We start from the raw sequence: 25062 nt of genomic DNA, 5'->3' as shown, positions 1-25062 counted from the left end.
ACCGACGTGCCTGATGGCTCTCCGTACGGCGGTTCGGCTGCGCGCCACCAATTCGGACGGCAAAGGATCGTCGCCTCACACGGGGCATTGGCAACGTGCCCTAAATCACCTCGACCGAACCTCCACGCAGATTGACCCGGCGCAATTTCAGATATGTGCGCAAATTCGGCGCGATACGAAAGCCTTCCAGCTTGGTTTCCTGGAGCGCGGCAGCCCAAGCCATGTTCTCATATCTCCCGGCATAGGCTTCGGTGGTCGCTGCGAGGCTTTCGCGGTCCAGATGCCTGGCCAGTGCAGCGCAGGCAGCGATTCGCGATCGTAGTGACTGGCCGTATTTGGGAGCAAACGCCAAGCCGCCGTCCGCCAGGTCGTCAAGCTCGTGGGCAAGCACCACAAAAATGAGGTCCTCGTCACCGGCCGGCACGCCGTCAGTGATAAGGCGCTCGGGGTCACCCGTCTCGAAATTCATGTCGACCAGGCGCGCGACAAGACCTTCAACGTCGGGACCAATCTTTTGCTTCAGCCATTTGCGATGGGCATCGCTGCGCTTGCCGGATTTGCCGTCTGGAAACTGGCCGCAATCGTAGGCGGCATGAAACATCGCCGCCAGCACCAGATCGATCCTCTTGTCGAAATGCGCGACTGCCGACGCAGCGCCGACCGCATGACAGATGAAAGGCCGCCCCGTCTTGCGGTATCGGCCGTTGAACATGGCGCAACAGACACGATAAGCCTCCTGGACGCGGAGGATATCGGCGACAGGGTGCCCAGCCTCGTACAGCTGCATATAGAGCGCCGTGTTGGTCTGGCGCGGAACGAAGAGTTCTTCTTTGGTCAAATCGGCCCCCGACTTCGTTTGACGTGCCGTCAACTTTTCGCAGGAAAAGCGATCCGCGTCAGGATTCCCGTACAGACCCTTCGGCAGTGCTCTTCCCGCCTGGATCAGCCGGAGCGCGGAAAGTTACAAATATGACCGGCCAAGTCCAGTCCAAGCGAGGCCTAGCGGACGCTCAGATCCTGATGCCGAACCGGATGCCATCATAGATCGCGGCGTGGATGTTGCGCGAGGCGACCGCGTCGCCGATGCGGAAAAGCACAAAGCCACCTTGCGCATTGCGCGCCGGAAAAATGTCGCCGCCATTGACCAGCCGCTCGTAATCGACCGCGCCGGCGTTCTTCGACAGCGGCTTCAGCGCCAGATAGAGCTCGTCGAGCGGCAGCGTGCCGTGCTCGACCACCACCTGGTCGACCCGCCGCTCGCCGCGCCAGCCATCGGCGAAGTCGGAAGCCAGTTCCGCCACCAGTTGATTGCCCTCGCGCCGTACCGACCGCAGCCGCGTGTTGATGGTGACGGTGACGCCCTTTTCCTGGAACGCGCGCATATAGGGCACATGGTTCATGCCGCCCATTTCCGGGGCGAAGAAACGCTCAGGCGAAACCAGTTCCAGCCGCGAGCCGCTATTGGCGATCAGTTCTGCCGCGCCCATGCCCTGGTGGCCGCCATTATCGTCATAGAGCAGCACGTTCTCGGCCGGCTTGACGCTGCCGGCCATGATGTCCCAGCTCGACGTGACAAGATTGTCGCCGGCCGCAAGCGGCGGGTTCTGCGGCAAGCCGCCGGTGGCAACCACCACCACATCGGGCGACAGCGCCAGCACATCGTCCTTCTCGGCCCAGGTGTCATAGCGGATCTCGACTCCGAGCCGCTCGAGCTCGGCCAACCGCCAGTCGATGATGCCGATCAGCTCCTTGCGGCGCGGGTTCTGCGTCGCCAGTCGAACCTGGCCACCAGCCTGGCTCGACGCTTCCAGCACTGTCACCTGGTGCCCGCGCTCGGCCGCGACGCGCGCCGCCTCCAGCCCGCCGGCACCGGCGCCGACGACGATCACCTTGCGCTTTGGTCCTTCGGTCTTGACGATGATGTGCGGAATCTCGGCCTCGCGCCCGGTCGCGGCATTGTGGATGCAGAGCGCCTCGCCGCCCTCATAGATACGGTCGAGGCAATAGGTGGCGCCGACACAGGGGCGGATCTCGTGCTCGCGGCCTTCCATCACCTTTTTGATGATATGCGGATCGGCGATGTGGGCGCGGGTCATGCCGACCATGTCGAGCTTGCCGGTGGCGATGGCATGGCGTGCGGTGGCGACGTCGGAGATGCGCGCCGCATGGAAGGTCGGGAACTTCGTCGCCGCCCTCACCTCGCCGGCAAAATCGAGATGCGGCGACGAGCGCATGCCGGTCACCGGGATCACCCTGGTCAGTGCTGCATCGGTCTCGATCGAGCCGCGAATGATGTTGAGGAAATCGACCTTGCCGGAGCCGGCCAGCCGCTTGGCGATGCCGACGCCCTCCTCTTTCGACAGACCCTTCTCAAAATCCTCGTCGGCGACCATGCGGATGCCGACGACGAATGTCTCGCCGACCGCCGCCCGCACCGCGTCGAGCACCATGTTGGTGAAGCGCAGCCGGTTGTCGAGCGAGCCGCCGAACTCGTCGTCGCGCTGGTTGGTGGCCGGCGACCAGAAGCCGTCCATCAGATGGCCGTAGGCCTCGAACTCGATACCGTCGAGGCCGGCCGCCTGGCAGCGCTGGGCGGCCGAAGCGTAGTCGGCGACGATACGCTCGATATCCCAGTCCTCGATGGTCTTGGGGAAGGCGCGATGCGCCGGCTCGCGCACTGGCGACGCCGACAGCACCGGCAGCCAATCGGCCTTGTTCCAGCCGGTGCGGCGGCCGAGATGGGTGATCTGGATCATCACCTTGCAATCATGCTCGTGACAGGCATCCGCCAGCTCGGTGAGCCACGGCACGATCCTGTCGTCATAGACATGCAGATTGCCGAAGGCCGCCGGGCTGTCGCGCGAGACGATCGCCGAGCCGGCGGTCATGGTCAGCGCCATGCCGCCTTTGGCCTTTTCGGCGTGGTAGAGCCGGTAGCGCTCTTTCGGCATGCCGTCCTCGGAATAGGCCGGCTCGTGGCTGGTCGACATCACCCGGTTCTTCAGCGTCAGATGTTTGAGCTGATAGGGCTGGAGAAGCGGATCGTTGCTGGCCATCGTCTTCCTGTCGTTTCAAATTGTGCGGAAGCAGCGTGCTGCTCCCGCTTCTATTTCACGCATCGGATTTTTCCGAAAACCGCTGCGCACTTTTCGGTCCGATGCTATTGAGCGGCAAAATCGAAAGGCCACCGCCCATGACTGTCACCAAAGACCTTACCCAGCTCGGCGCACACGTCGAGCCGCCAAAGAGCCCCGAGACGGCGGTCCTCGAAACCGTGCCATTTGCGCGCGGCGACGGCCCGCCGGCGATCGTGCGCTTCGTCTGTCCGGAGTTCACCTCGCTGTGCCCGGTCACCGGCCAGCCGGATTTCGCCCATATCGTCATCGACTATGCACCCGATACGGCTCTGGTGGAATCGAAGTCGCTCAAGCTGTTCATGACCTCGTTTCGCAACCATGGCGCCTTCCATGAAGAATGCACCGTCATGATTGGTCGCCGCATTGTGGCAGCGACCAAGCCCTTGTGGTTGCGCATAGGCGGCTATTGGTATCCGCGCGGCGGCATTCCGATCGACGTGTTCTGGCAGACCGGCGCGCCGCCGGAAGGCGCCTGGCTGCCCGACACCGGTGTTGCGCCCTATCGCGGGCGCGGCTGATTGAGCATCAGCCATTGTCGACACCGATCCGGCACAGCGTTGTTGCGAGGAAGGGAAGGACCGCATCGCGATAGCGCGGCTGGTCGTAGCGCCACCGGCAGCGACGAGCCCGACCAGCGCGATCGCGAGCAGAACGCGAAGCTTCATTGCCGATCACCAGGGCGCGGCCAGCAGCTCATTCGCACTGATACTGGCTGAGCGCCCATTCGCCGGTCACCGACAAAAGGTCCGATATCTTCCAGTCGCCGTCGACCTTCTTGAACTTCCATTCCAGCCGATGCGGATTGCCTGACACGACGAAGGCGACGATGACCTTGGCTTGGTCGCCATTGACCGCTTCAAGCGTCCTCAGGCTCTTGTCGACCTCGGCCTTGTCGTAGTCCGCATTGTCGAGCGCCATGTTGGGGTCGAGGCATTCGCCCTGCCCCGATTTGCGCAGGGCGTCGCTCTTGTCGAGCACGGTCTTCGCCGGGTCGACGAAGTGGCTGCGCTGTGCCGGATCGATCTCCAGCCCGACCTGATCGTAAAATGGCCGGACCACCGCCGTTGGCGATCCCGGCTGGATCGGCACTGGCGCGCTGTCGGCCGGCGGGGCCGCGAGCGGTGGCGTTGCCGGCTCCGAAGCACCGCCTGGCGCATTGGCAGGGGGTGCACCGAGCAGGCCTTGAGCAGTGGCTATGCTCACTATTGGCAGGCACACAGTCGCCAGGACCAGAAGACGGCAACGGGCCATAGCATCACTCCGGTGCCTTGTCGGGCATGCATTCCAGCGCGCTCAGCGTCCAATTGCTGGTCTTCGAGCTGATATCGGCGACCTTCCATTTGCCGTCGACCTTCTTCAGCGACCACAGCATTTCGCGCTTGGAATCGTCGCCTTCCGGGAAAAGGCTGAAGGTTGCGGTGACTTCGGCGGTGTCGCCGTTGACGACTTCGGCGAGCTTCAGCGTCTTGGCCACGGTCTTCTGGTCGAAGTCCTGTGCGTCGAGGCCTGGATCGAAATCGATGCAGGCGACCTCGTCAGGCTTGTTCTTCTGCGCTTGGTCGTTGAGATCGAAGAGTTTCGTCACCGGTTCGGTGAAGCGGTCGCGGTACTTTGTGTCCGCCTCGAATTTCACTTCAGGCACATAGAAAAACTTCACGGCCTTGGAAGCCGGCCCGGCAAGTGCAGCGGCGGGCAAGGCAATTGAAAAGACAGCGGCAAGCACCATCGGTTTCATGCAGGATCTCCGGAGTCGGCGGCAAGGCGGCAATACCACACATCCTGCATATCGGCTTTTTTGCGACTCATGAAGTCTTCCCGGCAACGCGTCAAAGACCAAGCGCCACCTTGCGGCCATCGTGAATGGCGAACGCCGCCTGTCTGGAAGCGGTACAGTCACCGATGGCGGTATGCGCGATTCCGCGTTTTTCGAGCTCCACCGACAGACTGTCCTGCGCCATGCTGGTGGCAGCGAACACCAATGCGTCGGCTTCGCATTCCTGTTCGGTCCCGTCGAGCAACGACGTTATCCGGGCCACCTTGCCATCCCAATGCACGACGGCGCTTTCTGTCACAAATCTGACCTTCAGCGCTGCAAGCGCGCGGCGCAGCGGCGCATCCACGGCCATTCGCTGAAGTTCCTTGCCAACCATGGCGTCGGGCGTCACGATCGTCACATCATGACCGTCCTCCGCCAGTTTCCAGGCGGTGCCGCATCCTTTCCAGTTGCCACCATCGTCGAGGACCAGCACGCGCTTGCCCGGCCTCGCCTCCCTGGACATCACGGCTTCGGCCGAGAAGACCGCGCCTCCGCCCGGAACGTTTTCCCATTGCGGCAGCGCCCTTTGGAAAGCGCCGTCCTGGGGCATGGCGCCGGTCGCGACGATGACGTGATCGGCGCCCTCGCGCTCTATGTCCTCTGCTTCGACATATTGGCCATAGCGCACATCGACCTGAAGCTGGCCAAGCTGGCGCTGGTACCAGTCGATGAGGTCGAGAATCTGCGCCCGGCGCGGCTGCAGGCCGGCGAGCCGGAATTGTCCGCCGAGACGGTCCGACGCCTCGGCGAGCGTCACGCGGTGGCCGCGCTCGGCCGCCACGCGCGCGGCTTCGAGACCCGCTGGCCCACCCCCAACGACAAACACATGTTTCGGCTGGGTGGCCGGGGTGAAGCGATCGCCTCCCCATTCCCATTCCCGCCCCGCCGATGGATTGATCACGCAGCTGATCCAGTAGTCGCGGCCGCGCCGGCCCCAGCACATCTGATTGCAGGACAGACAGCCGCGAATGTCCTCATGCCGGCCACCCGCAGCCTTTGCAGCCAGATGCGGATCGGCGATCTGCCCGCGCACGATCGAGACAAGATCGGCGCGACCTTCGCTCAACACGCTCTCGGCGTTTTCCGGAGTGCGGATGTGGCTTTCCGCCGTGATCAACGCGTGCCTCACCGTCGATTTCAACACGGCGGCAAGGTCCGTCCCAAGCTTTTCCGGATAAAGGAAGGTCGGCATGATCTTGTAGAAATCGAAATACGAACCCGTTCCGCAAGTGACGTAGTCCATCAGATTGTCACGGTCGTGCAGGTTGACTATCTCGGCCAATGCTTCTCGCTTTAACGCCACCTCGACTTCCGGTTCGTCATTGATTGCGAGACCGACGATGAAGTCGTCGCCGCACACCTTGCGGATGCGGCTCATCACCTCACGGCTCATGCGGGTGCGGTTTTGCAGGCTGCCACCCCATTGGTCGTCGCGACGGTTCGACCAGGGCGTCCAGAACTGATCGAGCATCGAATGATAGGCGGCCCAGACCTCGACGCCGTCGAAACCTGCCTCGCGGCAGCGGCGCGCCGCCTGGACGAAACCGTCGATCGTCTCTTCGATCTGGCGCTCGGACATGCGGTGCGACCCGTCTGAATCGTGATAGCTCGGCAGGCCGGACGGCGACCAACCGGCGTGGAACGAGTTGTCTGCATCGGCATGCTGGCCAACGTGGTAGAGTTGTTGGATGGCGACAGCACCGTTGCCGCGGATGGCATCCGTCACCTTGCGGAAATGGGGGATGACGCTGTCGTCCGAGGGGCGGAAATTGCCGCGTGTAAGCACCGCGGCCTGATGCACCGGCATCGGCTCGATCACGATCATGCCCGCTCCGCCGATCGCGCGTTCGGCGTAGTAGCCGACATGGCGGGCAGTCGGCAGGCCATCCTCGGCCATGTTTGCGGTATGGGCTCCAAAAACGATGCGGTTGCGCAATGTCTTGCCGCGCAAAGTTGCTGGCTCGAACAGTCGCTTGAAGACCCGCCCAGACATTCGCGTACTCCCTGCAATTTTGGCGGGTGTGTCGATACTTTTCATTCCATGCCAAGCTAGACTTCGAACAGACCCGGGCGCTGTCTGTTGCACCGTTTTTCAGGAAGACCCGCCGGCACCGTAGATGGCGCCGGCGCAGCTTGCGGCCAGCGTCGTGCGCTAGCTGTCCAGCCAGACGTTCTGGAAGTCCATTTCGTAGGTTTGGTGCATTCCGTAGTTCTTCACCTTCTTGCTCATGTGGCAGTAGAGTTTCTGCCAGAACGGCTGGATGATGACGCCGGAATCCTGCAGGATCTGCTCGACGTCCTTCATCACCTCCTTGCGCTTGGCAGGATCGGCCAGCGACAGCGCCTGCTTCAGCTTGGCGTCGAAATTTGGGTTGGCATAGGCCGTCTCATTCCAGGCTTCGCCCGAGCGATAGCCGAGCGCCAGCACCTGGACGCCCAGCGGCCGCATGTACCAGATGGTCATCGAGTACGGATATTTCGTCCAGTCGTTCCAGAAGGTCGAGCCCGGCAGCACCGTGCGCTTCACCTTGATGCCGGCATCGCGCAACTGGCCGGCGATCGCGTCGCCGGTGTTCTTCTGCCATTCGTCCTCGACGGTGATCAGCTCATGCTCGAAGTCGGCCTGCCCGGCATCCGCCATCAGCTTCTTGGCGGCGGCGGCATCGCGTGTCTTCTTGGGCAGCGGATAGTATTCGGGATGGATCGGTGCGACGTGGTGGTTCTCGCCGACTGTGCCGAGCCCGGCGTAGCCGAGTTGCATGACGGCATTGTTGTCGACGGCCATCTGCAGCGCATTGCGCACCCGCTGGTCGTCATAGGGCTTGTGGGTGATGTTGGTGCGGGCAACGAGCGTGGTCGCCGTCGCGACCTCCGACTTTACCAGATCCATCTTGTCGAGGGCTTCGATGAAGTCGGCCGGCGTTTCGAAATCGAGGTCGATCTCGCCGGACTCGAAGGCATTCAGCGTGGCGTTGAAGTCGGTGCCGTAGTCGATGAACTCGACACCGTCGAGCGGCGTTTCGCCACCCCACCACTTGCCGTTCTCGCGACGCTTGACGACCGCCTTCGTACCCACCGCATAGGACACCAGTTCGAAAGGTCCGGTGCCGATTGGCTTCTTGATCGGGTCGGCGCCATCCTTGTCGAAGTCGCGATGCACGACCAGCGCCGGATAGTCGGTGAAGCCCGGTATGATCGCGACGTCGGGTTCGGACAGCTTCAGCTTGACCGTGAGGTCATCGACCTTGGTGATGGCGCCATCCTTGGCCTTGCCGGTCTTTGTGTCGATCAGCGCGCCGACGCGTGCCGCCATGGAATTGCCTGAAGCACCCTTCTCACACCAGCGGTTCAGATTGGAGACCACGTCATCGGCGTTGAAGGCATCGCCATTGTTCCAGGTGATGCCTTTGCGCAGATGCAGTGTGTATTCGGTGGCGTCGTCATTGACGTCCCAGCTTTCGAGCAGGACGGGCTCGAACGTGAACTCGTGCGTGTAGCGGACGAGCGGCTCCAGCCAGCAACGGGTGACGTTTGCCATCTCGGTCCAGTCATAGGTGCGCGGATCCTTCTGCGCCTTGACCGACATTGCGGCACGCAGCGTTCCGCCCTTTTTCGGTTCATCGGCCAGGGCTTTGGTCGGCGCGGCAAGGCCGATCATGCCGTAGGCGAAAGCCGTCGAGGCGCCGAATGCGCTGGCAAGCGCGAGGAATTCGCGGCGGTCCATATGGCCTGCACGCGCCTCTTTCGCCATTGCCTCGATGGTATCAGGCACGCGGTCGCCATTGCTTCTGAAGAATGTCATTTTCTTCTCCCTTTTATGTTCCCGTCAGTTGTTCGTGCGTCGCGTCAACTGACGCTGTTTGGCAGCGCCTCTTCGCGCCGCGCGATGAAATCCGCCAGCCCCTCAGCGACACCCTCGTCGAGCTTCGGCTCCTGGTAATCCGCGAGCATGTTGCGAGCTTTCTCGCGGCCGCGCGTGTCGTGATCCTTGGCCCCTTCGGCCTTCCACTGTTCGTATGAATTGAAGTCCATGATCGAGGGTATGAAGAAGGCCGACTCGAAATGTTCGAGCGTATGCTGTGTGCCGAGGAAATGGCCCTGAGGCCCGACCTCGCGGATCGCCGCCATCGCTTCCTTGAAGTCGTCGAACGGCAGCCCGCCGGCATATTTGTACCAGCCAACGAGCTGTTCGCAGTCCGTCGCGAATTTCGAATAGCCGCAGCTCAATCCGGCCTCGAGCCAACCGGCGGAATGCCAGATGTAGTTGGCACCGGAGAGGATTGCGGCATGCATCAGCATGTTCGCCTCGTAGCCCGCCTGGGCATCGTTCAGCTTCGACCCGACATGGAAGCCCGACGTGCGCCATGGCAGGCGGTATTTGCGCGCCAGTGCCCCCATCAGATACATCATCTGGGCCGCCTCCGGCGTGCCGCCCATTGGAGCGCCGGTCTTCATGTCCACCGTAACCATGAACTGTCCGTAGAGCTGCGGCGAACCCGGACGCAGGAGTTGCGTGAACGCGACGCCCGCCAGCGCTTCGGCATTGACCTGCGCAACTGCTCCCACTGCAGAGGCTGAAGTCGAGGCGCCGCACAGCGCGAATGGCGCCAGGATCAGCGGCTGGTTGCTGCGCGCATAGACCTTCATGGCGTCAAGCATGGTGGCATCCCACACCAGCGGCGAATTGCAATTGGTGATCGACACCAGCACCGGGTTGTCGCGGACATAGTCCTCGCCGAAGACGATGCCTGCCATCGCCATCGTGTCCTCGGCTCGTTCCTTGGACGTCACGATGCCCATGAACGGCTTGTCGGAGTGCTTCAGCGCCGAATGGATGATGTGGAGATGGCGCTTGGGCACCGCGATTTCCATCGGCTCGCAGATGACCGAGCTCGACGAGTGGAGCGCCGGCGCCATGTAGGCGAGCTTGTGGAAATTCTGCAGGTCGGCGAGCGTGCCATAGCGCCTGTTGTTGTCGAGGTCGCGCACGTAAGGCGCGCCATACATCGGTACGAAGATGGAGTTGTCGCCGCCAACGCGCACCGTGCGCTGCGGATTTCTCGCATTGAGTGTAAACTCCGACGGGACCTTCGATATGAGCTCCATCAGGAGCGCACGGTCGATCCGGACACGCGTTTCCGACACATCGGCTCCCGCCGCCTTCCACAGTGCAATGGCCTCGTCGTCGCGGAACTCGCATCCCACCTCTTCGAGGATCGAGAGCGACTCCTGGTGGATCAGTTCCACCGCCTCATCCGGGACCATCTGATACACCGGGATCTTGCGGACCAGGGTCGGAAACGACGCCATGGGAATCCCCCGCAGCACCTTGCGCCCCAGGCGGCCACCCGCTCGACGGTTGGCAGGTTCGGTCACTTCGACGGCCGGTGCGTTCATGGAAATCCCATCCTCCCAGAGCCAGTCAATTTAGCGAGACAAAATACAGCTGTGACGCTGGAAAATCCTGATCTCTTGTATAAGCTCTGCTTATGCGAAGCTTGCGCCATCTGCTGCCATCCGCCGGCAGCCTCATTGTCTTCGAGGCCGCCGGGCGGCTGTCGAGCTTTACTGCGGCCGGGCGGGAGCTCGGCATGACCCAGGCCGCGGTGTCCTATGCGATCCGCAGACTGGAAGAGCAGCTTGGCGCCAAACTCTTCCAGCGTCGCCATCGACAAGTCAGCCTTACCGAAGCCGGTGACCGCTTCCATGCCGACGTCTCGCTCGGCCTGTCGCACATCCGCAAGTCGGCCGAGGATCTACGCCAGATCGCCGTCGGCGCGCATGTGACGCTGGCGGCGTCGACCGCTTTCGCCTCGTTCTGGATGATGCCGCGCCTGCAGCAGTTTCGCGACGAGCTGCCGGGCGTCGACCTGCGCATCCAGACCGCCGACCGCGACCTCGACATCATCGCCGAGGACATTCCGCTCGGCATTCGCGGCGGTGAGCCCAGGGAATGGCCGGACTATCATGCGCTGCCGCTGGCCGATGAGGAGATATTCCCGGTTGCCGGCGCAAGCTATGTGGCGCGCTTCGGGCTGCCGCAGACCGTCGAGGATCTTCCGGCACACCGGCTCATCCATCTCGAAGAGCCGTTTCGCGAGGCTGCGAGCTGGGACGAGTGGTTTCAGTCCGCCGGGGTCGATATCATCGATGCCGGGCGTGGCCTGCGCATCAACGACTATGCTCTGGTGATCCAGGCGGTGATGGAGGGCCAAGGCATTGCGCTCGGCTGGGGACACCTTGCCGAGCGGCTTTTGGCCTCGGGGCTGCTGGTGCGCGTCACCGGCCACACGATGCGAACCGGCAAGGGCTTTCACATCATCTGGTCGAGGAACCGGGAACTCAGTGACAACGCCCGCAAGGTAAGGGATTGGCTGGCTGCGCAGGCGTGAGGCGGTGAATGGAGCCCCTGTCATCTCCGCTGGCACGCCGGCATCGAAAGCTTCCGCAGTGGCCTCGAATCCGCCTATAGTGGCCCCATGCCCATTCGCCAACTTTCCGAAACGATGATCAACCAGATCGCCGCCGGCGAAGTCATCGAGCGTCCGGCCAGCGTGGTCAAGGAACTGGTCGAGAACGCGCTGGATGCCGGGGCTTCCCGTGTCGAGATCGTCACCTCCGGCGGCGGGCTGAACCTGATCCGCGTCACCGACGACGGCTCCGGCATTCCCAAGCCGGAACTGGCGCTGGCGATCGCCCGCCACTGTACCTCGAAGCTCACCGAGAACATCCACGACATCCGCTCGCTCGGCTTTCGCGGCGAGGCGCTGCCGTCGATCGGTTCGGTGTCGCGGCTGTCGATCCGGTCGCGCACGGCATCAGGTGACAGCGCCGCCGAGATCGGCATCGAGGGCGGCCGCGTCTCCGCCGTCAAGCCGGCGGCAGCCAATCGCGGCACCACGGTCGAGGTGCGCGACCTGTTCTTCGCCACACCGGCGCGACTCAAATTCATGAAGGGCGAGCGCGCCGAAAGCTCGGCGACCAGCGACGTGATCAAGCGCATCGCGATTGCCTTTCCCGCGGTGCGCTTCACACTGGCGGGCTCCGACCGCTCGACGCTGGAGCTGCCGGCGACCGACGACAGCCCGCAAGGCCGATTGCGCCGCGTCGCGCAGGTGATGGGCACCGACTTTCCCGACAATGCCATTGCCATCGACGCCGTGCGTGACGACGTGCATCTGACCGGCCATGTCTCGATCCCGTCCTTCAGCCGCGCCAACGCTCTGCAGCAATATGCCTATGTCAACGGCCGGCCGGTGCGCGACAAGCTGATCGCCGGCGCCATTCGCGGCGCCTTCGCCGATGTACTGCCGCGCGACCGCCATGCGGTGACCGTGCTGTTCCTGACGCTCGATCCCGGTGTCGTCGACGTCAATGTCCACCCGGCCAAGGCCGATGTGCGTTTCCGCGACCCCGGACTGGTGCGCGGGCTGATCGTCGGCGCCATCCGGCAAGCGCTGGCCGAATCCGGCATCCGTGCCGCCACATCAGGGGCAGCCGGCATGATGGCGGCGTTCCGGCCGGGTGCGGCGTCCTATGCCCATGGCGGCCCGGCCAACGGCCATCGCAGCTATGACGCTGCCTACCGTGCGTCTGGCTCCACCGGTTTCGATGCCTCGCGCTCGCCGCAGCGACCGCTCGACATGGGCTTCGAGCATACAGGGCCGAGAAATGGGGGCTTCAGCGAAAGCGACCAGCCGGTATTCGACGCTGGCCCACTTGCCAGCGCCGATGCGCGCGCCGGGTCGGATGAAGCGGCGCAGACGCTGCTCGGCACGGCGCTGGGCGCCGCCCGCGCGCAGGTGCATGAAAACTACATCGTCGCCCAAACCCGGGATTCGCTTGTCATCGTCGACCAGCATGCGGCGCATGAGCGGCTGGTCTACGAAGCCTTGAAGAATGCGTTGCATTCGCGCGCGGTGCCGTCGCAGATGCTGCTGTTGCCGGAGATCGTCGATCTGCCGGAAGAAGACGCCGAGCGGCTTGCCATGCATTCGGAAACGCTGGCCCGCTTCGGCCTCGGCATCGAACGCTTCGGCCCTGGTGCTGTGGCGGTGCGCGAGACACCGTCGATGCTGGGCGAAACCAATGTCCAGCAGTTGGTGCGCGACCTCGCCGACGAGATCGCCGACAACGACACGGTCGAGACGCTGAAAGAGCGGCTGGACAAGATCGCCGCGACCATGGCCTGCCACGGCTCGGTGCGTTCGGGCCGCCTGCTCAAACCCGAGGAAATGAACGCGCTGCTGCGCCAGATGGAAGCGACGCCGGGTTCCGGCACCTGCAACCATGGCCGCCCGACCTATATCGAGCTGAAGCTTGCCGATATCGAACGGCTGTTCGGGCGGCGGTGAGCCTGTGGGCGACGAGTCGACGCTCCAGTTCCGGTTCGAAGCCGAAGTGATCCACTGGCGGGGCCCTTCGCCATACTTCTTCGCGCCAATCCCCGAGCATCATGGCGACGAGATCAAAAAGGTGGCGAAGTTGGCGACCTATGGCTGGGGGGTGATCCCTGTCGAGGCGGCCATTGACGGCGTCATGTTCGGCACGTCGCTACTTCCCAAGGATGGAAGCTATCTTTTGCCCCTGAAGGACGACGTTCGGCGTCAGTGCGATCTAACGGCAGGCGATTCGATTTCCGCTGTCATCACGATACGCCTTTGCGGACGATAACGACCCCGACCGTGGCGGCAGAGAGGTGGAGCAGAGTAATTCCGGTGCAGCTCTCATTTTAATTCGGGATAGGCGCCCAACCCTTTGATCTAGCGGCTCAAATTCACCACGATAACACCGCCCAGCGCCAGCGCGCCGCCGAGGATGCCGAGCAGGGTCGGGATCTCGCCCAGCCAGAAGAAGCCGATCAGGGCCGACATGGGCGAAACCAGATAGAGGAAGTTCGAGGCACGTGCGGCCGGCAGGCGCGAGAGCGCGGTTGCCCAGGCGGCATAGGCGATCAGGCTGGGCACGATGCCGAGAAAGACCACGGCGCCGAGGCCAGCCGTGTTGGCCACCGCTGCCTGCGCAAAGCCGCTTGGCAGGAAGGGCGATAGGCAGAGTGCGCCGAGCAGCATGTTCGAAGCCGAAATGGTGAGCGGATGGTGGCGAGCAAACAGCGGCTTCTGGACGATGGTGTTGACGGCCGAGCAAAGCGCCGAACCAAGCACGAGCAGTGCACCGACATTGAAATGCAGGCCCTGCCCGTCTGCCACGGCTATGACGCCGATGCCGGCGAAGGATATCACTGTGCCAGCCCAGGCCCAGCTTGAGAAACGCTCACCGAGCAGTGCCATCGCCATGATGGCGGTGAAGATCGGGCTGACGTTGATGATGAAGCCGGCAGCGCCGGCCGAGACGGTCAGTTCACCGTAATTGAGCATCACGGTGTAGAGTGCGACGAAGATGGCGCCGCCAAAGACCAGGCGCCACAATTCGTCGAGCCTTGGCAGCGCCGGACGCTTGACGGCAAGGAAGATCGCCGCCGGCACGGCGGCGATGGCAAAGCGCAGCGCACCGAGTTCCAGCGGCCCGAAGGCGGCGAGGCCGGCGCGGATCGCCGGAAAGGCCGAGGCCCAGCCGACCACGGTCAGCGCCACCGCGATGGCTGCGGTGGTGTCCATCCGCTGTGTCGGATTCAACGTGCTGGTCATCGCGCTCATCTCACTGTCCTCGTGTTCCTGCGTCTCTAAATGCAGAAAACGCCTTTTCCGGCTGGTTGACAAACGACCAAATCGAGGATCACCTGTGACTATGGATCACAGCTCAGACACGATGGTGCCACTCGAAACGCTCCGCGCCTTCGACGCAGCGGCGCGAACAGGCAGCTTTTCGGCCGCCGCCGAGAAACTCAACATCACCCACGGCGCCGTCAGCCGGCAGATTGCCAAGCTCGAGGACTGGCTGGGCTTGAAAGTGTTCGATCGCGGCGCGCGCGGTGTTTCGCTGACAATCGAGGGCAACCGCCTGCATCTGCGTACGGCGGAGGCCTTTGCGCTGATATCAAGCCATTCGGACCGCTGGGTCGAGCCGCGCGGCACCGCCGTGGTGCGGCTGACCTCGATCCCCTCGGTAAGCGGGCTTTGGCTGATGCCACGCATGGCGGCACTGGAAAACCACCCGTCAAAGCTGCGCATCGTGCTCGACGTCGACATCCGCCAGGCCGACCTTGCCGACGAAGGCATCGACCTGTCGATCCGCTGCGGGCGCGGCGGCATTCCTGGCCGGGTCTCGGTACAGCTTTTCGAGGAGCATGTTTTCCCCGTCGCCTCGCCCGAGCTTGCCCGCGAGATCGGCCGCGGCGAACCTGCGCGGCTGCTCAAATTTCCGCTGGTCAACGATTCCGATGCCTCGGCCTGGCGCGCCTGGTTCGCGGCGCAAGGCATGGACTACCGCCCGCGCCCGCAGGACCGCCGCTTCGAGGACTACAATCTGGTGCTCGACGCCGCCGCCCACGGCCTGGGCATCGCGCTGGCGCGCCCGCCGCTGACCGAGCACCAACTGAAGTCGGGCCGCATCGTCACCGTTGACGACCGCACCGCGCTCAACCCGGTGTCCTACTGGCTCGACCGGCCAATTGGGCGACCGCGCAGCGCTGCCGCGGAACTGGCGCGGCGCATTGCTGCCCAGGCCGGTCTGGCCATGGAAAAGATGGACGCGTTCATCGAGGCCGAGCGCTAGCGGAGTATTAGCAGGACGAACCCGACTATCGCCGCGGCCAACAGCCCAGCCGCCAGCGACATCAGCCCGACGCTCATCTGCCTGTGTTCAGGCCTTGCCGCATCGCTTGGCTGGGAGGTTGCCTGCCCTCTCTTCGCTGCCGCAGCGGTGATGGCGGCACGGCGCAAGGGCGAAAGCTCGGGTGTTAGAAATGCCAACCATGGCAAGCCAGTAGGCCGAACGGCTCCACCATCATCAGGTCTCGCGAGCGGCACCGCGAGGCCGCGTTGTGCCTCGCCGCCGTCCGCTCGTCTCACCGCAGCTGTCGCCGGTGCGGCATCGCTGGCAGCATCCGGCTCGGCCAAGGCCAGATAGGCCTGCATGATCTCAGCCGAGGCTGCCCGCTGCACCTTTGCGGCGGTTGCAGGCAACAAGATCGGCGGGTCCGGCGCTGCCGATTGCGGGGACGCGCCTGCCGGCACTGGCGGTAGCACCAGTACCTTGATCAGCGCCGTCCTGACCGGGTCGGCCCTGGCCGACGGCACGGCCTGCGATGTCACGGCCTCCTTCAGCAACGCGGTCAGGCGGGCAGATGAAATATCCATGCCGTTCCCACAATAGGTGGTTTCCAGCCTGACAATAGAGCTTCTGCATTGCGTCAAGCTTGACCTTGCCGGCAATTTGTGGCGATGAAATCATCATGAACCTTGGCGTCCCCTCATGATGAACCGCTTCGAAGGCCCCGGCGGCAAGGAAGCCCGTATCCGTTATCTCGACGGTGACTTCCAGGTCACCAGCCCGGGCGCATTCGTGCGCTGCGCGGTAACCGGCGAGAACATCCCCCTGGACGAGCTCAAATACTGGAGCGTCGCCAGGCAGGAGCCCTATGTGAGTGCTGCCGCCTCACTGCGCCGTGAGATCGAAACGCATCCGGAACTGCGCAGCCGGCGCTAGATCGGCATTTTTATCCCGCAGGGCTATGGGACTGAGGATGCCGGCGCGTTTTCGACCCTGAACTGAAATTCGTGAATCAGTCGGTCGCCAACGAGCACCTTGATGGAATACGGCCCAGTTGGATCGCCGTCGGCCACGCACCAGCCATGCGAGATCCATCCGTCCTTCGGCTTATAGAACAGGGTTGTCTCGGAGACTTTTCGATCGCCCGATATCTTGCTGGAGCTATACTCGTCGCCGTCTATGCCACCCCACTGCTTCGGCTCTGCGGGAAGCGTGAACACCTCCGTGGCCGATACCAACTTGTCGCCCGGCCCCAGCTGTATGCGCCATGCATAGCAGGCGCGATCAGGAATAAGCGGAACGACATTGGAGGGCTTGACGTGGGCGACACCGTCCGCATCGGTGACCGAGACCAGAAATTCGCTGTCGGTCATGGCGGGCGTTTGCGCCGAAGATGGGTTTGCGATCCCCGCAAGAACACAGCCGACAAAGAGCGCCCGCAACCTGACCATTCCATCCCCCGCGCGAAAGCCGATCTGGATCATAGTCCTGAAAGGCGGCCAGAATATTCCTGCCGCAGAATCGATTGCTGGAACGCGATCAGCCCCTCAGTTTGCGCTGGCGCCAGGCATCCAGCGTCTCGTCGATAATGCGTTCCGGCACGTTTTCGAGCTCGAACACGGTGTCGATCTCGAGCACGTCAAGCTGGTCGAGAAACTCCGGCGATGCGCCGTGGCGCAGCCGGGCGGCGTCCTTGGCGGTGGTGATGATCCCAAGGCCGTCCTTGCGCGCCGTCGCCGCCAGTTCGGCAAGCTCGTCCTCGCCATAGAAATGATGGTCCGGGAACGGCCGGGCCAGCGCCACGTCGCCCCCGGCGTCGCGGATCGTATCGAAGAATTTGTCGGGGTGGCCGATGCCGGCAAAGGCGAGAAACCGCCGGCCGACAAGCCTTTCCCTGCGGCTTGGCTCGGTATGCGCCTCGAAGATCGCCCGGCCGGCGCGAGCCGCCTGGCGCACGACCGTGTCGGCAGCGGTGCCCTCGCCCATCTTCAGCAGCCCGCTGGTGAAGACCAGCTGGTCGACGATGTTTGCCCTGAGCGGCCCGCCTGGAATGACGCGGCCATTGCCGATGCCGTAACGCGCATCGACCACGACCAGCGCATAATCGATATGGATGCGGGCGCTCTGGAAGCCGTCGTCCATGATCAGGAAATCGCAGCCGTGCTTTTCCATGAGCAGCCTGGCGCCGGCGGCGCGGTTCGGCGTCACCGCCACCGGCGCCTGTTCGGCCAGAAGCAGCGGCTCGTCGCCAACATGTTTGGCGGTGTCGTGATGCGGATCGACGACATGCGGCTGCGCAAAGGAGCCGCCATGACCGCGCGACAGGAAACCTGGATTGAGCTGCATGCGTTTGGCCTGCCTGGCCAGCGCGATCGCCACCGGCGTCTTGCCGCTGCCGCCGACGGTGAAATTGCCGACGCAAAGCACTGGCGCGTCGATCTTTTCGCGCACTGCTTGCCGCATGCGGCGGCCGGCAACGAGGGCATAGGCCGCGGACAGCGGCGACAGGGCGAACACACGCCAGTCCGGCTCCTCCCACCAGAAGGGCGGTGCTTCGCTGGACACGCTAGCGCCCGTCGGCGCCCTTCAGGCGCGACTTGACGATCAGCGGCTGGATGTAGGGTTCGAGCGACTTCAGCGTGCGCGCCAGCGCGCCGCGCATCTCATCGACGGTCGCCGCGCCTGCCGCCATCATCTCGTGGCGGGCGACCTCGTTGCTCAACAGGAAATTGACGGCGCCGGCCAACATGTCGCGGTCGCGCACCAGCTTGGCGCCGCCGCTGTCGAGCAGGCGCTGATAGGCTTCGCGAAAATTCTGGACATTGCGGCCGGCGAGCACCGCGGTGTCGAGCATGGCCGGTTCCAGCGGGTTCTGGCCACCCTCCGAGGTCAGCGATCGGCCGACGAAGGCGATTTCCGTCAGCCGGAGATACAGCCCCATCTCGCCGATCGTATCGCCGAGCAGAATATCGGTATCGGCGGTGATCCTGTCGCCCTTGCTGCGCCGCGCGACCTTGAGGCCCAGCCCGGTAATCTGCGCGGCAAGCGCTTCGGCGCGGTCGGGATGGCGCGGGACGACGATCGTCAAAAGACCGTGGTGGCGCTTGTAGAGCGTGGCGTGAACTTCGGCCGCCACCACCTCTTCGCCGTCATGGGTCGAGATCGCCGCCCAGGTTGGGCGGGTGCCGATCTGACGCCGCAGCGTCGACAGCACCCTTTCATCGACCGGCGGCGGATTGGTATCGACCTTGAGATTGCCGGACACGGTGACCGGCCGCGCGCCGAGCGAGCGGAAGCGTTCGCCGTCGACATCGGACTGGGCGACGACATGGGCGAGATTCTCGAACAAGGCCTCGGCGATGTTGGCGCGCTTCTTCCAGGAGGTGAAGGAGCGGTCGGACAGCCTGCCATTGACCAGCACCTGTGGCACGCGCCGCGCCCCGAGTTCCAAGATGGTCATCGGCCAGATCTCCGATTCGGCGATGATCGCCAGGTCTGGCCGCCAGTGGTCGAGAAAACGGCTGACCGCCGGCTTGAGGTCGAGCGGCACATATTGGTGGATGATACGGTCGCCCAGCCGCTCGTCGGCAACCTGCGCCGAGGTGACCGTCCCGGTCGTCAGGACGATGTTGACGCCGTAGTCGAGAATGCTCTCGACCAGCGGCACGACGGCGATGGTCTCGCCGACGCTGGCCGCATGGATCCAGATCACCGGACCGTCGGGACGCGCGCGCCCGGCGACGCCGTAGCGCTCGCGGCTGCGGCTGCGGTCTTCCTTGCCTTGCGAGGTGCGCCAGGCAACATAAGGTCCGATCACCGGATAGATGGCCGCACCGGCGAAACGGTACGCCGTCAGGAAGGCACGTGCCCAGCGCACGCTCATTGCTTGATATCCACGAGGCGATAGGCCTCGGCGGTCGCGGCGTTGAGCGCGACTGTAAGTTCGAGGCGCTTGCGTTCCATCTCGGCATCGTCGGCGTCAGCGGGCACAAAGATCGGTGTGCCGATGACGATGGACGAGCGGCCGAACGGCAGGTTGATGGTGGTCTTGTCCCAGCTCTTCTCCAGTACCTTGCGGCGGCTGGTGGTGATGGCGACAGGCAGCAGCGGCCGGCCAGAGAGGCGCGCCAGAAGAACGATGCCAAGCCCCGCGTCGCGCGGCGTGCCGTGGGGAATGTCAGCAATCATGGCGACGTTCTTGCCGATGGCGAGCGACTTTTTCAGGGCAATCAGCGCCTTGGCGCCGCCCTTGTCGAGATGTTTGGTGCTTTCGCGCCCGCCGGAACCGCGCACGGCCTCGATGCCGAATTTCTCCAGCATCAGCGCGTTGAGTTCGGCATCGGCACTGCGCGATACCATGGCGACCAGCGGCTTGCGCTTGGGATAATAGGCCGGCGTCAACAAATGCTGGCCGTGCCAGAGCGCGATGATGCCAGGTTCGAACTCGGCATAGGCGCCGCCCGAGAACTGCGCCGATCCTTCGACCACGCGGTTGGTCAGGCCCACCAGTCGCACGAACTGGGTGAGCAGGCTGACAATGACATTCTTGACGAATCGCGACTCTGCCAGCGGCTGGCGAATCCGGCGCCAGAAAGCCTTGGTGGCACGGCTGCCGCCACGGTTCGCGGGGGCGGCCTCATTGGCCGGCCCTTTGACCGCTTCATGATCCATCGAAGTCAACCGGCAGCCTTGCTGTCTGGGTCGAGCAGCCGGTGCAGGTGAACGACGAAATAACGCATGTGGGCATTGTCCACGCTGGCCTGCGCCTTGGCTTTCCACGCGGTGTGCGCGGATTGATAGTCCGGAAAGACACCGACGATGTCGAGCCCATCGAGATCGCGGAACTCGGTTCCGCCCAGCTTCTTGAGTTCGCCGCCGAACACCAGGTGTAAAAGCTGCTTCTTTCCGTCTTCCGCGGCCATGTCGGTCCTTCACATATTGTGAGTTTGTGACAGGTCTAGACCAAAGCCGCCGACTTTGGAACCTTCGATCACGCTTCCGTACCGGCAATTACACCGGCAAGAACGGTCAGCAGTTCGCCGCTGCCGGCGGCCAAAGCGCCGTGACGGATGATTTCGCCGGCATAGAGCGGCGCCCGACCGTGCCGGTCGAGCAAGGCGCCACCGGCCTCGCGCAGGATGAGGTCCGCGGCGGCGATGTCCCAGTCATGCGCATTGGGCTTGACGAAGCTCGCATCGAGCGCGCCGGCGGCGATCATCGCCAGCCGGTAGGCCAGTGAGGGAATATGGGACACGCGCTGCATCCAGCCTTGCCACTCAGCCGGCATCTGGTCGAGCAATAGCTTCGGTCCGCCAATTTCGACCATCGCTACCGGGCGGCGCACGGCAATGCGCTGGCCGTTCAGGAACGCGCCCTGCCCGGGCAGCGCCCAATACGTCTCGTCCCTGGCCGGGCATTCGAGCACGCCGGCAAGCGTGCGGCCATTCTCGACCACCGCGACGCTGACGCACCAGGAGCGAAGGCCTTCGAGGAAGCCGCGCGTGCCGTCGATGGGATCGACGACGAAGGTGCGGCGTGCCGAAAGCCGCACCGGATCGTCGGCTGTTTCCTCCGACAGCCAGCCATAATCGGGCCGTGCGGCAAGCAAGGTCTCGCGCAGATAGGCATCGGCGGCGTGGTCGGCCTCGCTGACCGGCGACGTCCCCTCCTTCATCCACACTTGCGGGTTGTTGCCGAAATAGCGCATGGCGATGAGGCCAGCCTCGCGGGCGGCTTCGCGCAGCACGGCCAAGTCTTCAGAGGCCCCGGCTGATATGACCGGGTCACGCACCGGCAAGGGTCATGCCTTCGATGAGCAGTGTGGGTGCCGCGGTGCCGAAATTGCGGTCGAGATCGCTGGCCGGAACCATGTTGAGGAACATGGTCTTCAAATTGGAGGCGATGGTCACTTCGGCAACGGGATAGGCCAGTTCGCCGTTCTCGATCCAGAAGCCGGACGCGCCACGGCTGTATTCGCCGGTCACCATGTCGACGCCCTGGCCGAACACTTCAGTGACGTAGAAGCCCGTAGTCAGCGACTTGATCAGGTCCTCCGGCGACCTTTCACCAGGTTCGATGGCAAGATTGGTCGATGACGGCGAGACGGAGGAGCCGCTGCGCGATCCCCGGCCATTGGTGGTCAGCCCCAATTCGCGTGCCGCCGAGGTCGACAGGAACCAGTGGTTCAGCACGCCCTTTTCGACCATGAGCAGCTTTTCGCCCTCGATGCCTTCGCCGTCGAACGGCCGCGAGGCCTGGCCACGGCGCCGCAGCGGTTCGTCGGTGACGGTGATCGCCGCCGAGGCTACCTGCTTGCCCATCATGTCGCGCAGAAAACTGGTCTTGCGCGCCACCGAGGCGCCGTTGATGGCGCCGGCGAGATGGCCGGCAATGCCGCGCGCGACGCGTGGGTCGAACACCACATTGACCGGTCCCGTCGCCGCCTTGCGCGCGCCGAGGCGCCGCACGGCGCGTTCGCCGGCCTTGCGGCCGATCGTTTCCGGCGCATCGAGATCGGAAAAATGCTGGTGCGAGGAATATTCATAGTCGCGCTCCATGCCGGTGCCTTCGCCGGCGATGACGCTGGCCGAGCGCGAAAAGCGCGACGCAACATAGTGGCCGACAAAGCCGTTCGAGGTGGCAAGGACTAGCCCACCGAGCCCAGCGCTGGCGCTGCTGCCGGCGGAATTGGTGACACCCGTGACGGCCAGGGCTGCAGCCTCCGCGGCCAATGCCGCTTCCTTCAGCTGGTCGGTCGAAACCTCGGTGGCATCGAATAGATCGAGGTCGCGCGGCGTGACAACCAGGAGGGCCGGATCGGCGAGGCCCTGATAGGGATCCTCGGGCGATACCCTGGCCATGGCCACCGCGCGCTCGGCCAGTGCCTTCGGATCCGATGCCGCCGTCGCCGAGACGCTCGCCACCCGCTTGCCGACGAAGACGCGCAAAGAGACATCGTCTCCCTCGGAAGCTTCGGTGCTCTCAACCTTGCCGAGCCGCACCGACACGCCGGCTGAGCGGCCCCGCACCGCAACCGCGTCGGCGGCATCGGCGCCGGCGCGTTTGGCAGCCTCGACCAAGGCCGCGACGCGGTCGGTCAGTTTGGCTGCGTCGAGCGTATCGGTCATGCGCATAATCCTGTTTTTTCAGCAGGCTTTGGGAGCAGCTGCTGGTGCACCATCTATTGTTCCGCTGCCGCTTGTGCAATGGGAGAAGCGGCAATCAAGATGCATTAGCAGCCTGTTTGGAGCCTTCGCCATGACGCCGTTCCACCTCGCCTTTCCGGTCCGTGATCTCGATGAAACCCGCGCTTTCTATGGCGAGGTGCTTGGCTGCGCCATCGGCCGCTCGTCGGCGACCTGGGTCGATTTCGATCTTTTCGGCCACCAGATGTCGGCGCATTTGCGGCCGCAGGCTGTTCAGGCCGCCAGCGACGGCAAGGTCGACGGCATCGTCGTGCCGATTCCGCATTTCGGCGCGGTGCTGCTGATGGACGAATGGCAGCGGCTCGCTGCACGGCTGGAAGCGCGCTCCGATATCGACTGGCTCGAACGGCCGATGGTGCGCTTCAAGGGCGAACCTGGCGAACAGGCGACGCTGTTCATCCGCGATCCCTCCGGCAATGCGCTGGAATTCAAGGGCTTTCGCTCGCTGGAGCAGATTTTCGCGCATTGAGCTACGGGTTGGCGATCGGCGTCCAGATCACGTCATCGATCTTCTGCGCACCGGTGGCCAGCATCACCAGCCGGTCGAAACCGAGTGCTGCACCGCTGGCCTGTGGCATGATGGTCAGCGCGTCGAGAAAATCCTCGTCGAGGGGATAGCGCTCGCCATAGACGCGCTCCTTCTCGTCCATCTCGGCGGCAAAGCGCCGGCGCTGCTCGACGGCATCAGTCAGTTCACCGAAGGCGTTGGCGAGTTCGACGCCGCAGCAGTAGAGCTCGAAGCGCTCGGCAACCCTGGGATCATCGGCGCTCGGCCGGGCAAGGGCGGCTTCCGAGATCGGATAGCCGTAGAGGATGGTGGCACGCCCCTGCCCCAGCGACGGTTCGACCTTTTCCACCATCACCCGGCTGAACAGATCGGCCCAGTTGTCATCCGGCGCCGTGCGCAGACCGGCCTTGGTCAAAGCACTATGGAGCGCCGCGCGGTCAGTGCTGCCGTCCGCAGCCACAGTGGCCAGAAGGTCGATGCCGGCGTGGCGCATGAACGCGTCGGCGACGCTCAGCCGCTCCGGTTCGGCGAACGGATCGGCCTCGCGGCCGCGAAAACTGAACCGTTTGGCGCCTGCCCGCTGGGCAGCCAGCGCCAGCAGTTCGGCGCAGTCGCGCATCAGGCTCTCATAGGTTTCACCGACCCGGTACCATTCGAGCATGGTGAATTCGGGATGGTGCAAGGGCCCGCGCTCGCGGTTGCGCCAGACCGCGCCTAGGCTGAAGATGCGCTGCTCGCCGGCGGCAAGCAGCTTCTTGCAGGCGAATTCCGGCGAGGTGTGGAGGTAGAGCGGCTGGCGCGACCCATCCGCCCCGATCGCCTCGGTGGCAAAAGCCGACAAATGCGCCTCGTTGCCGGGCGAGACCTGCAGGGTAGCGGTTTCGACCTCGATGAAATCGCGGTGGGCGAACCAGTCGCGCACGGTGGCCGAAATGGCGTTGCGCAGCAGCAACCGCGGCCGGCGGTCGGCATGAACATGCGGCATCCACCATGGCGAAGCGGTGGTCATGAGCAGCGGATTTGCACGGAGGACTGGCGGATGCGGCCAAGATGCGCTAGGGCGACGGCTTCCGTAGCCGAATTGCGCCGAACAAACGTTCCAGGCCAACAAACTTTAGCAGGATTGAAAACCGTGGTGAAAGTCATCGCCAGTTCGCTCCGCAAGGGCAATGTCGTCGACAAGGACGGCAAGCTTTATGTGATCCTCTTTGCCGAAAACATCCACCCAGGCAAGGGCACGCCGGTGACCCAGCTCGACATGCGCCGCATCGGCGATGGAGTGAAGGTTTCGGAGCGCTACCGCACCACCGAGCAGGTCGAGCGTGCCTATGTCGAGGAACGCGAGCACACCTTCCTCTATCGCGACGGCGAAGGTTTTCATTTCATGAACCCGGAAAGCTACGACCAGGTGGCGGTGTCGGAAGCCGTGGTTGGCGACATGGCGCCTTACCTGCTGGAAGGCATGGCCGTGCAGGTGTCCCAGTTCAATGGCATTGCCATTTCACTGGTGCTGCCGCAGCGCGCCACCTTCGAAGTGGTCGAAACCGAACCGACGACCAAGGGCCAGACGGCCTCGTCGTCCTACAAGCCGGCCGTGCTGTCCAACGGCGTGCGCACCCTGGTGCCGCCGCACATCGCCCCTGGTACCCGTGTGGTGGTGATGACGGCCGACGGCGCCTATGTCGAGCGCGCCAAGGACTGAGAACTGACATCAGGCTACGGACG

General features: G+C 64.0%; 25 protein-coding genes. 8 read left to right on the top strand and 17 right to left on the bottom strand.

Translation table 11 applies throughout. From position 1 onward, the window contains the following. Positions 1-100 precede the first annotated feature (100 nt). Both AC1D0N_RS07085 and AC1D0N_RS07080 read right to left on the bottom strand, forming a co-directional pair. The gene (locus AC1D0N_RS07085; protein ID WP_477242721.1) at positions 101-838 is read right to left on the bottom strand and encodes a hypothetical protein; all 738 of its coding nucleotides are present in this window, start codon (positions 836-838) and stop codon (positions 101-103) included. 172 nt (positions 839-1010) lie between these two features. Beyond that, entirely contained in the window at positions 1011-3056 is a 2046-nt protein-coding gene (locus tag AC1D0N_RS07080; RefSeq protein ID WP_477242720.1) for an oxidoreductase, read from the bottom strand. Positions 3057-3193: 137 nt separating this feature from the next. Between AC1D0N_RS07080 and queF the strand changes: the two genes are divergently transcribed. Next, the gene (gene queF, locus AC1D0N_RS07075) at positions 3194-3655 is read left to right on the top strand and encodes a preQ(1) synthase (protein WP_477242719.1); all 462 of its coding nucleotides are present in this window, start codon (positions 3194-3196) and stop codon (positions 3653-3655) included. Between the two features lie 175 nt (positions 3656-3830). Here queF and AC1D0N_RS07070 read toward each other — a convergent pair whose 3' ends face one another. The 5 genes from AC1D0N_RS07070 to AC1D0N_RS07050 form a co-directional block, all read right to left on the bottom strand. Further along, entirely contained in the window at positions 3831-4388 is a 558-nt protein-coding gene (locus tag AC1D0N_RS07070; RefSeq protein WP_477242718.1) for a hypothetical protein, read from the bottom strand. 4 nt (positions 4389-4392) lie between these two features. Further along, entirely contained in the window at positions 4393-4872 is a 480-nt protein-coding gene (locus AC1D0N_RS07065) for a DUF3828 domain-containing protein (protein ID WP_477242717.1), read from the bottom strand. Between the two features lie 91 nt (positions 4873-4963). After that, positions 4964-6946 (bottom strand): oxidoreductase, encoded by a 1983-nt coding sequence (locus tag AC1D0N_RS07060; RefSeq protein ID WP_477242716.1) that lies wholly within the window; start codon positions 6944-6946, stop codon positions 4964-4966. Between the two features lie 159 nt (positions 6947-7105). After that, positions 7106-8755 carry an ABC transporter substrate-binding protein gene (locus AC1D0N_RS07055; RefSeq protein ID WP_477242715.1) on the bottom strand — a complete coding sequence of 550 codons (1650 nt, stop codon included), beginning with the start codon at positions 8753-8755 and terminating at the stop codon, positions 7106-7108. A 44-nt stretch (positions 8756-8799) separates the two neighbouring features. Continuing rightward, positions 8800-10350 (bottom strand): trimethylamine methyltransferase family protein, encoded by a 1551-nt coding sequence (locus AC1D0N_RS07050; protein WP_477242714.1) that lies wholly within the window; start codon positions 10348-10350, stop codon positions 8800-8802. A gap of 92 nt (positions 10351-10442) precedes the next feature. Between AC1D0N_RS07050 and AC1D0N_RS07045 the strand changes: the two genes are divergently transcribed. The 3 genes from AC1D0N_RS07045 to AC1D0N_RS07035 all read left to right on the top strand — a co-directional run bounded on the left by AC1D0N_RS07045 (position 10443) and on the right by AC1D0N_RS07035 (position 13626). Further along, positions 10443-11345 carry a LysR substrate-binding domain-containing protein gene (locus AC1D0N_RS07045; RefSeq protein WP_477242713.1) on the top strand — a complete coding sequence of 301 codons (903 nt, stop codon included), beginning with the start codon at positions 10443-10445 and terminating at the stop codon, positions 11343-11345. A gap of 87 nt (positions 11346-11432) precedes the next feature. Next, positions 11433-13307 (top strand): DNA mismatch repair endonuclease MutL, encoded by a 1875-nt coding sequence (gene mutL, locus AC1D0N_RS07040; RefSeq protein WP_477242712.1) that lies wholly within the window; start codon positions 11433-11435, stop codon positions 13305-13307. Next, positions 13273-13626 (top strand): DUF1905 domain-containing protein, encoded by a 354-nt coding sequence (locus AC1D0N_RS07035; RefSeq protein ID WP_477242711.1) that lies wholly within the window; start codon positions 13273-13275, stop codon positions 13624-13626. The genes mutL and AC1D0N_RS07035 overlap by 35 nt, the downstream gene beginning before the upstream one ends. Before the next feature lie 89 nt (positions 13627-13715). Here AC1D0N_RS07035 and AC1D0N_RS07030 read toward each other — a convergent pair whose 3' ends face one another. Beyond that, a complete protein-coding gene (locus AC1D0N_RS07030; protein WP_477242710.1) occupies positions 13716-14609 on the bottom strand; it encodes a DMT family transporter in 894 nt (297 codons plus the stop codon). 91 nt (positions 14610-14700) lie between these two features. Between AC1D0N_RS07030 and AC1D0N_RS07025 the strand changes: the two genes are divergently transcribed. After that, a complete protein-coding gene (locus AC1D0N_RS07025; RefSeq protein ID WP_477242709.1) occupies positions 14701-15627 on the top strand; it encodes a LysR substrate-binding domain-containing protein in 927 nt (308 codons plus the stop codon). On the opposite strand, the gene AC1D0N_RS07020 is transcribed toward AC1D0N_RS07025, so the two are convergent. Then, positions 15624-16211, bottom strand: a complete 588-nt coding sequence (locus tag AC1D0N_RS07020; RefSeq protein ID WP_477242708.1) for a hypothetical protein — start codon at positions 16209-16211, stop codon at positions 15624-15626. The genes AC1D0N_RS07025 and AC1D0N_RS07020 overlap by 4 nt on opposite strands. A gap of 115 nt (positions 16212-16326) precedes the next feature. Between AC1D0N_RS07020 and AC1D0N_RS07015 the strand changes: the two genes are divergently transcribed. After that, on the top strand, positions 16327-16560 hold the full coding sequence (locus tag AC1D0N_RS07015; protein ID WP_477242707.1) for a DUF2093 domain-containing protein: 234 nt from the start codon (positions 16327-16329) through the stop codon (positions 16558-16560). A 23-nt stretch (positions 16561-16583) separates the two neighbouring features. On the opposite strand, the gene AC1D0N_RS07010 is transcribed toward AC1D0N_RS07015, so the two are convergent. The 7 genes from AC1D0N_RS07010 to AC1D0N_RS06980 form a co-directional block, all read right to left on the bottom strand. Then, the gene (locus AC1D0N_RS07010) at positions 16584-17108 is read right to left on the bottom strand and encodes a hypothetical protein (RefSeq protein ID WP_477242706.1); all 525 of its coding nucleotides are present in this window, start codon (positions 17106-17108) and stop codon (positions 16584-16586) included. Positions 17109-17163: 55 nt separating this feature from the next. Further along, a complete protein-coding gene (lpxK, locus tag AC1D0N_RS07005; RefSeq protein WP_477242705.1) occupies positions 17164-18189 on the bottom strand; it encodes a tetraacyldisaccharide 4'-kinase in 1026 nt (341 codons plus the stop codon). Position 18190: 1 nt separating this feature from the next. Continuing rightward, positions 18191-19507 carry a lipid IV(A) 3-deoxy-D-manno-octulosonic acid transferase gene (gene waaA / locus AC1D0N_RS07000; RefSeq protein ID WP_477242704.1) on the bottom strand — a complete coding sequence of 439 codons (1317 nt, stop codon included), beginning with the start codon at positions 19505-19507 and terminating at the stop codon, positions 18191-18193. Continuing rightward, entirely contained in the window at positions 19504-20295 is a 792-nt protein-coding gene (locus tag AC1D0N_RS06995) for a lysophospholipid acyltransferase family protein (RefSeq protein WP_477242703.1), read from the bottom strand. The genes waaA and AC1D0N_RS06995 overlap by 4 nt, the downstream gene beginning before the upstream one ends. A gap of 5 nt (positions 20296-20300) precedes the next feature. Beyond that, positions 20301-20546 (bottom strand): DUF4170 domain-containing protein, encoded by a 246-nt coding sequence (locus AC1D0N_RS06990; protein ID WP_477242702.1) that lies wholly within the window; start codon positions 20544-20546, stop codon positions 20301-20303. 68 nt (positions 20547-20614) lie between these two features. Continuing rightward, the gene (locus AC1D0N_RS06985) at positions 20615-21421 is read right to left on the bottom strand and encodes a 3'(2'),5'-bisphosphate nucleotidase CysQ (RefSeq protein ID WP_477242701.1); all 807 of its coding nucleotides are present in this window, start codon (positions 21419-21421) and stop codon (positions 20615-20617) included. Continuing rightward, on the bottom strand, positions 21408-22751 hold the full coding sequence (locus tag AC1D0N_RS06980; RefSeq protein ID WP_477242700.1) for a TldD/PmbA family protein: 1344 nt from the start codon (positions 22749-22751) through the stop codon (positions 21408-21410). Before AC1D0N_RS06980 ends, AC1D0N_RS06985 begins: the two co-directional genes overlap by 14 nt. A gap of 130 nt (positions 22752-22881) precedes the next feature. Here AC1D0N_RS06980 and AC1D0N_RS06975 point away from each other — a divergent pair, with 130 nt between their 5' ends. Then, positions 22882-23298 (top strand): VOC family protein, encoded by a 417-nt coding sequence (locus AC1D0N_RS06975; protein ID WP_477242699.1) that lies wholly within the window; start codon positions 22882-22884, stop codon positions 23296-23298. 1 nt (position 23299) lies between these two features. Here AC1D0N_RS06975 and epmA read toward each other — a convergent pair whose 3' ends face one another. Then, positions 23300-24346, bottom strand: coding sequence for an EF-P lysine aminoacylase EpmA (gene epmA, locus AC1D0N_RS06970; RefSeq protein ID WP_477242698.1), 1047 nt, complete (start codon positions 24344-24346; stop codon positions 23300-23302). Between the two features lie 123 nt (positions 24347-24469). Between epmA and efp the strand changes: the two genes are divergently transcribed. Continuing rightward, a complete protein-coding gene (gene efp, locus AC1D0N_RS06965) occupies positions 24470-25039 on the top strand; it encodes an elongation factor P (RefSeq protein WP_027038615.1) in 570 nt (189 codons plus the stop codon). Positions 25040-25062: the final 23 nt, after the last annotated feature.

The sequence above is a fragment of the Mesorhizobium sp. P2_E10 genome (genome assembly GCF_056404235.1).
Note: the sequence above shows the minus strand (reverse complement) of the source record. Positions and strands in the feature narration are given on the sequence as shown.

Coding starts and splice junctions, on each gene's coding strand:
- AC1D0N_RS07080 (WP_477242720.1), bottom strand. CDS start 3,056: ATGGCCAGCAACGATCCGCTTCTCCAGCCCTATCAGCTCAAACATCTG.
- queF (WP_477242719.1), top strand. CDS start 3,194: ATGACTGTCACCAAAGACCTTACCCAGCTCGGCGCACACGTCGAGCCG.
- AC1D0N_RS07070 (WP_477242718.1), bottom strand. CDS start 4,388: ATGGCCCGTTGCCGTCTTCTGGTCCTGGCGACTGTGTGCCTGCCAATA.
- AC1D0N_RS07065 (WP_477242717.1), bottom strand. CDS start 4,872: ATGAAACCGATGGTGCTTGCCGCTGTCTTTTCAATTGCCTTGCCCGCC.
- AC1D0N_RS07060 (WP_477242716.1), bottom strand. CDS start 6,946: ATGTCTGGGCGGGTCTTCAAGCGACTGTTCGAGCCAGCAACTTTGCGC.
- AC1D0N_RS07055 (WP_477242715.1), bottom strand. CDS start 8,755: ATGACATTCTTCAGAAGCAATGGCGACCGCGTGCCTGATACCATCGAG.
- AC1D0N_RS07050 (WP_477242714.1), bottom strand. CDS start 10,350: ATGAACGCACCGGCCGTCGAAGTGACCGAACCTGCCAACCGTCGAGCG.
- AC1D0N_RS07045 (WP_477242713.1), top strand. CDS start 10,443: ATGCGAAGCTTGCGCCATCTGCTGCCATCCGCCGGCAGCCTCATTGTC.
- mutL (WP_477242712.1), top strand. CDS start 11,433: ATGCCCATTCGCCAACTTTCCGAAACGATGATCAACCAGATCGCCGCC.
- AC1D0N_RS07030 (WP_477242710.1), bottom strand. CDS start 14,609: ATGAGCGCGATGACCAGCACGTTGAATCCGACACAGCGGATGGACACC.
- AC1D0N_RS07025 (WP_477242709.1), top strand. CDS start 14,701: ATGGATCACAGCTCAGACACGATGGTGCCACTCGAAACGCTCCGCGCC.
- AC1D0N_RS07020 (WP_477242708.1), bottom strand. CDS start 16,211: ATGGATATTTCATCTGCCCGCCTGACCGCGTTGCTGAAGGAGGCCGTG.
- AC1D0N_RS07015 (WP_477242707.1), top strand. CDS start 16,327: ATGATGAACCGCTTCGAAGGCCCCGGCGGCAAGGAAGCCCGTATCCGT.
- AC1D0N_RS07010 (WP_477242706.1), bottom strand. CDS start 17,108: ATGATCCAGATCGGCTTTCGCGCGGGGGATGGAATGGTCAGGTTGCGG.
- waaA (WP_477242704.1), bottom strand. CDS start 19,507: ATGAGCGTGCGCTGGGCACGTGCCTTCCTGACGGCGTACCGTTTCGCC.
- AC1D0N_RS06995 (WP_477242703.1), bottom strand. CDS start 20,295: ATGGATCATGAAGCGGTCAAAGGGCCGGCCAATGAGGCCGCCCCCGCG.
- AC1D0N_RS06990 (WP_477242702.1), bottom strand. CDS start 20,546: ATGGCCGCGGAAGACGGAAAGAAGCAGCTTTTACACCTGGTGTTCGGC.
- AC1D0N_RS06980 (WP_477242700.1), bottom strand. CDS start 22,751: ATGACCGATACGCTCGACGCAGCCAAACTGACCGACCGCGTCGCGGCC.
- AC1D0N_RS06975 (WP_477242699.1), top strand. CDS start 22,882: ATGACGCCGTTCCACCTCGCCTTTCCGGTCCGTGATCTCGATGAAACC.
- epmA (WP_477242698.1), bottom strand. CDS start 24,346: ATGACCACCGCTTCGCCATGGTGGATGCCGCATGTTCATGCCGACCGC.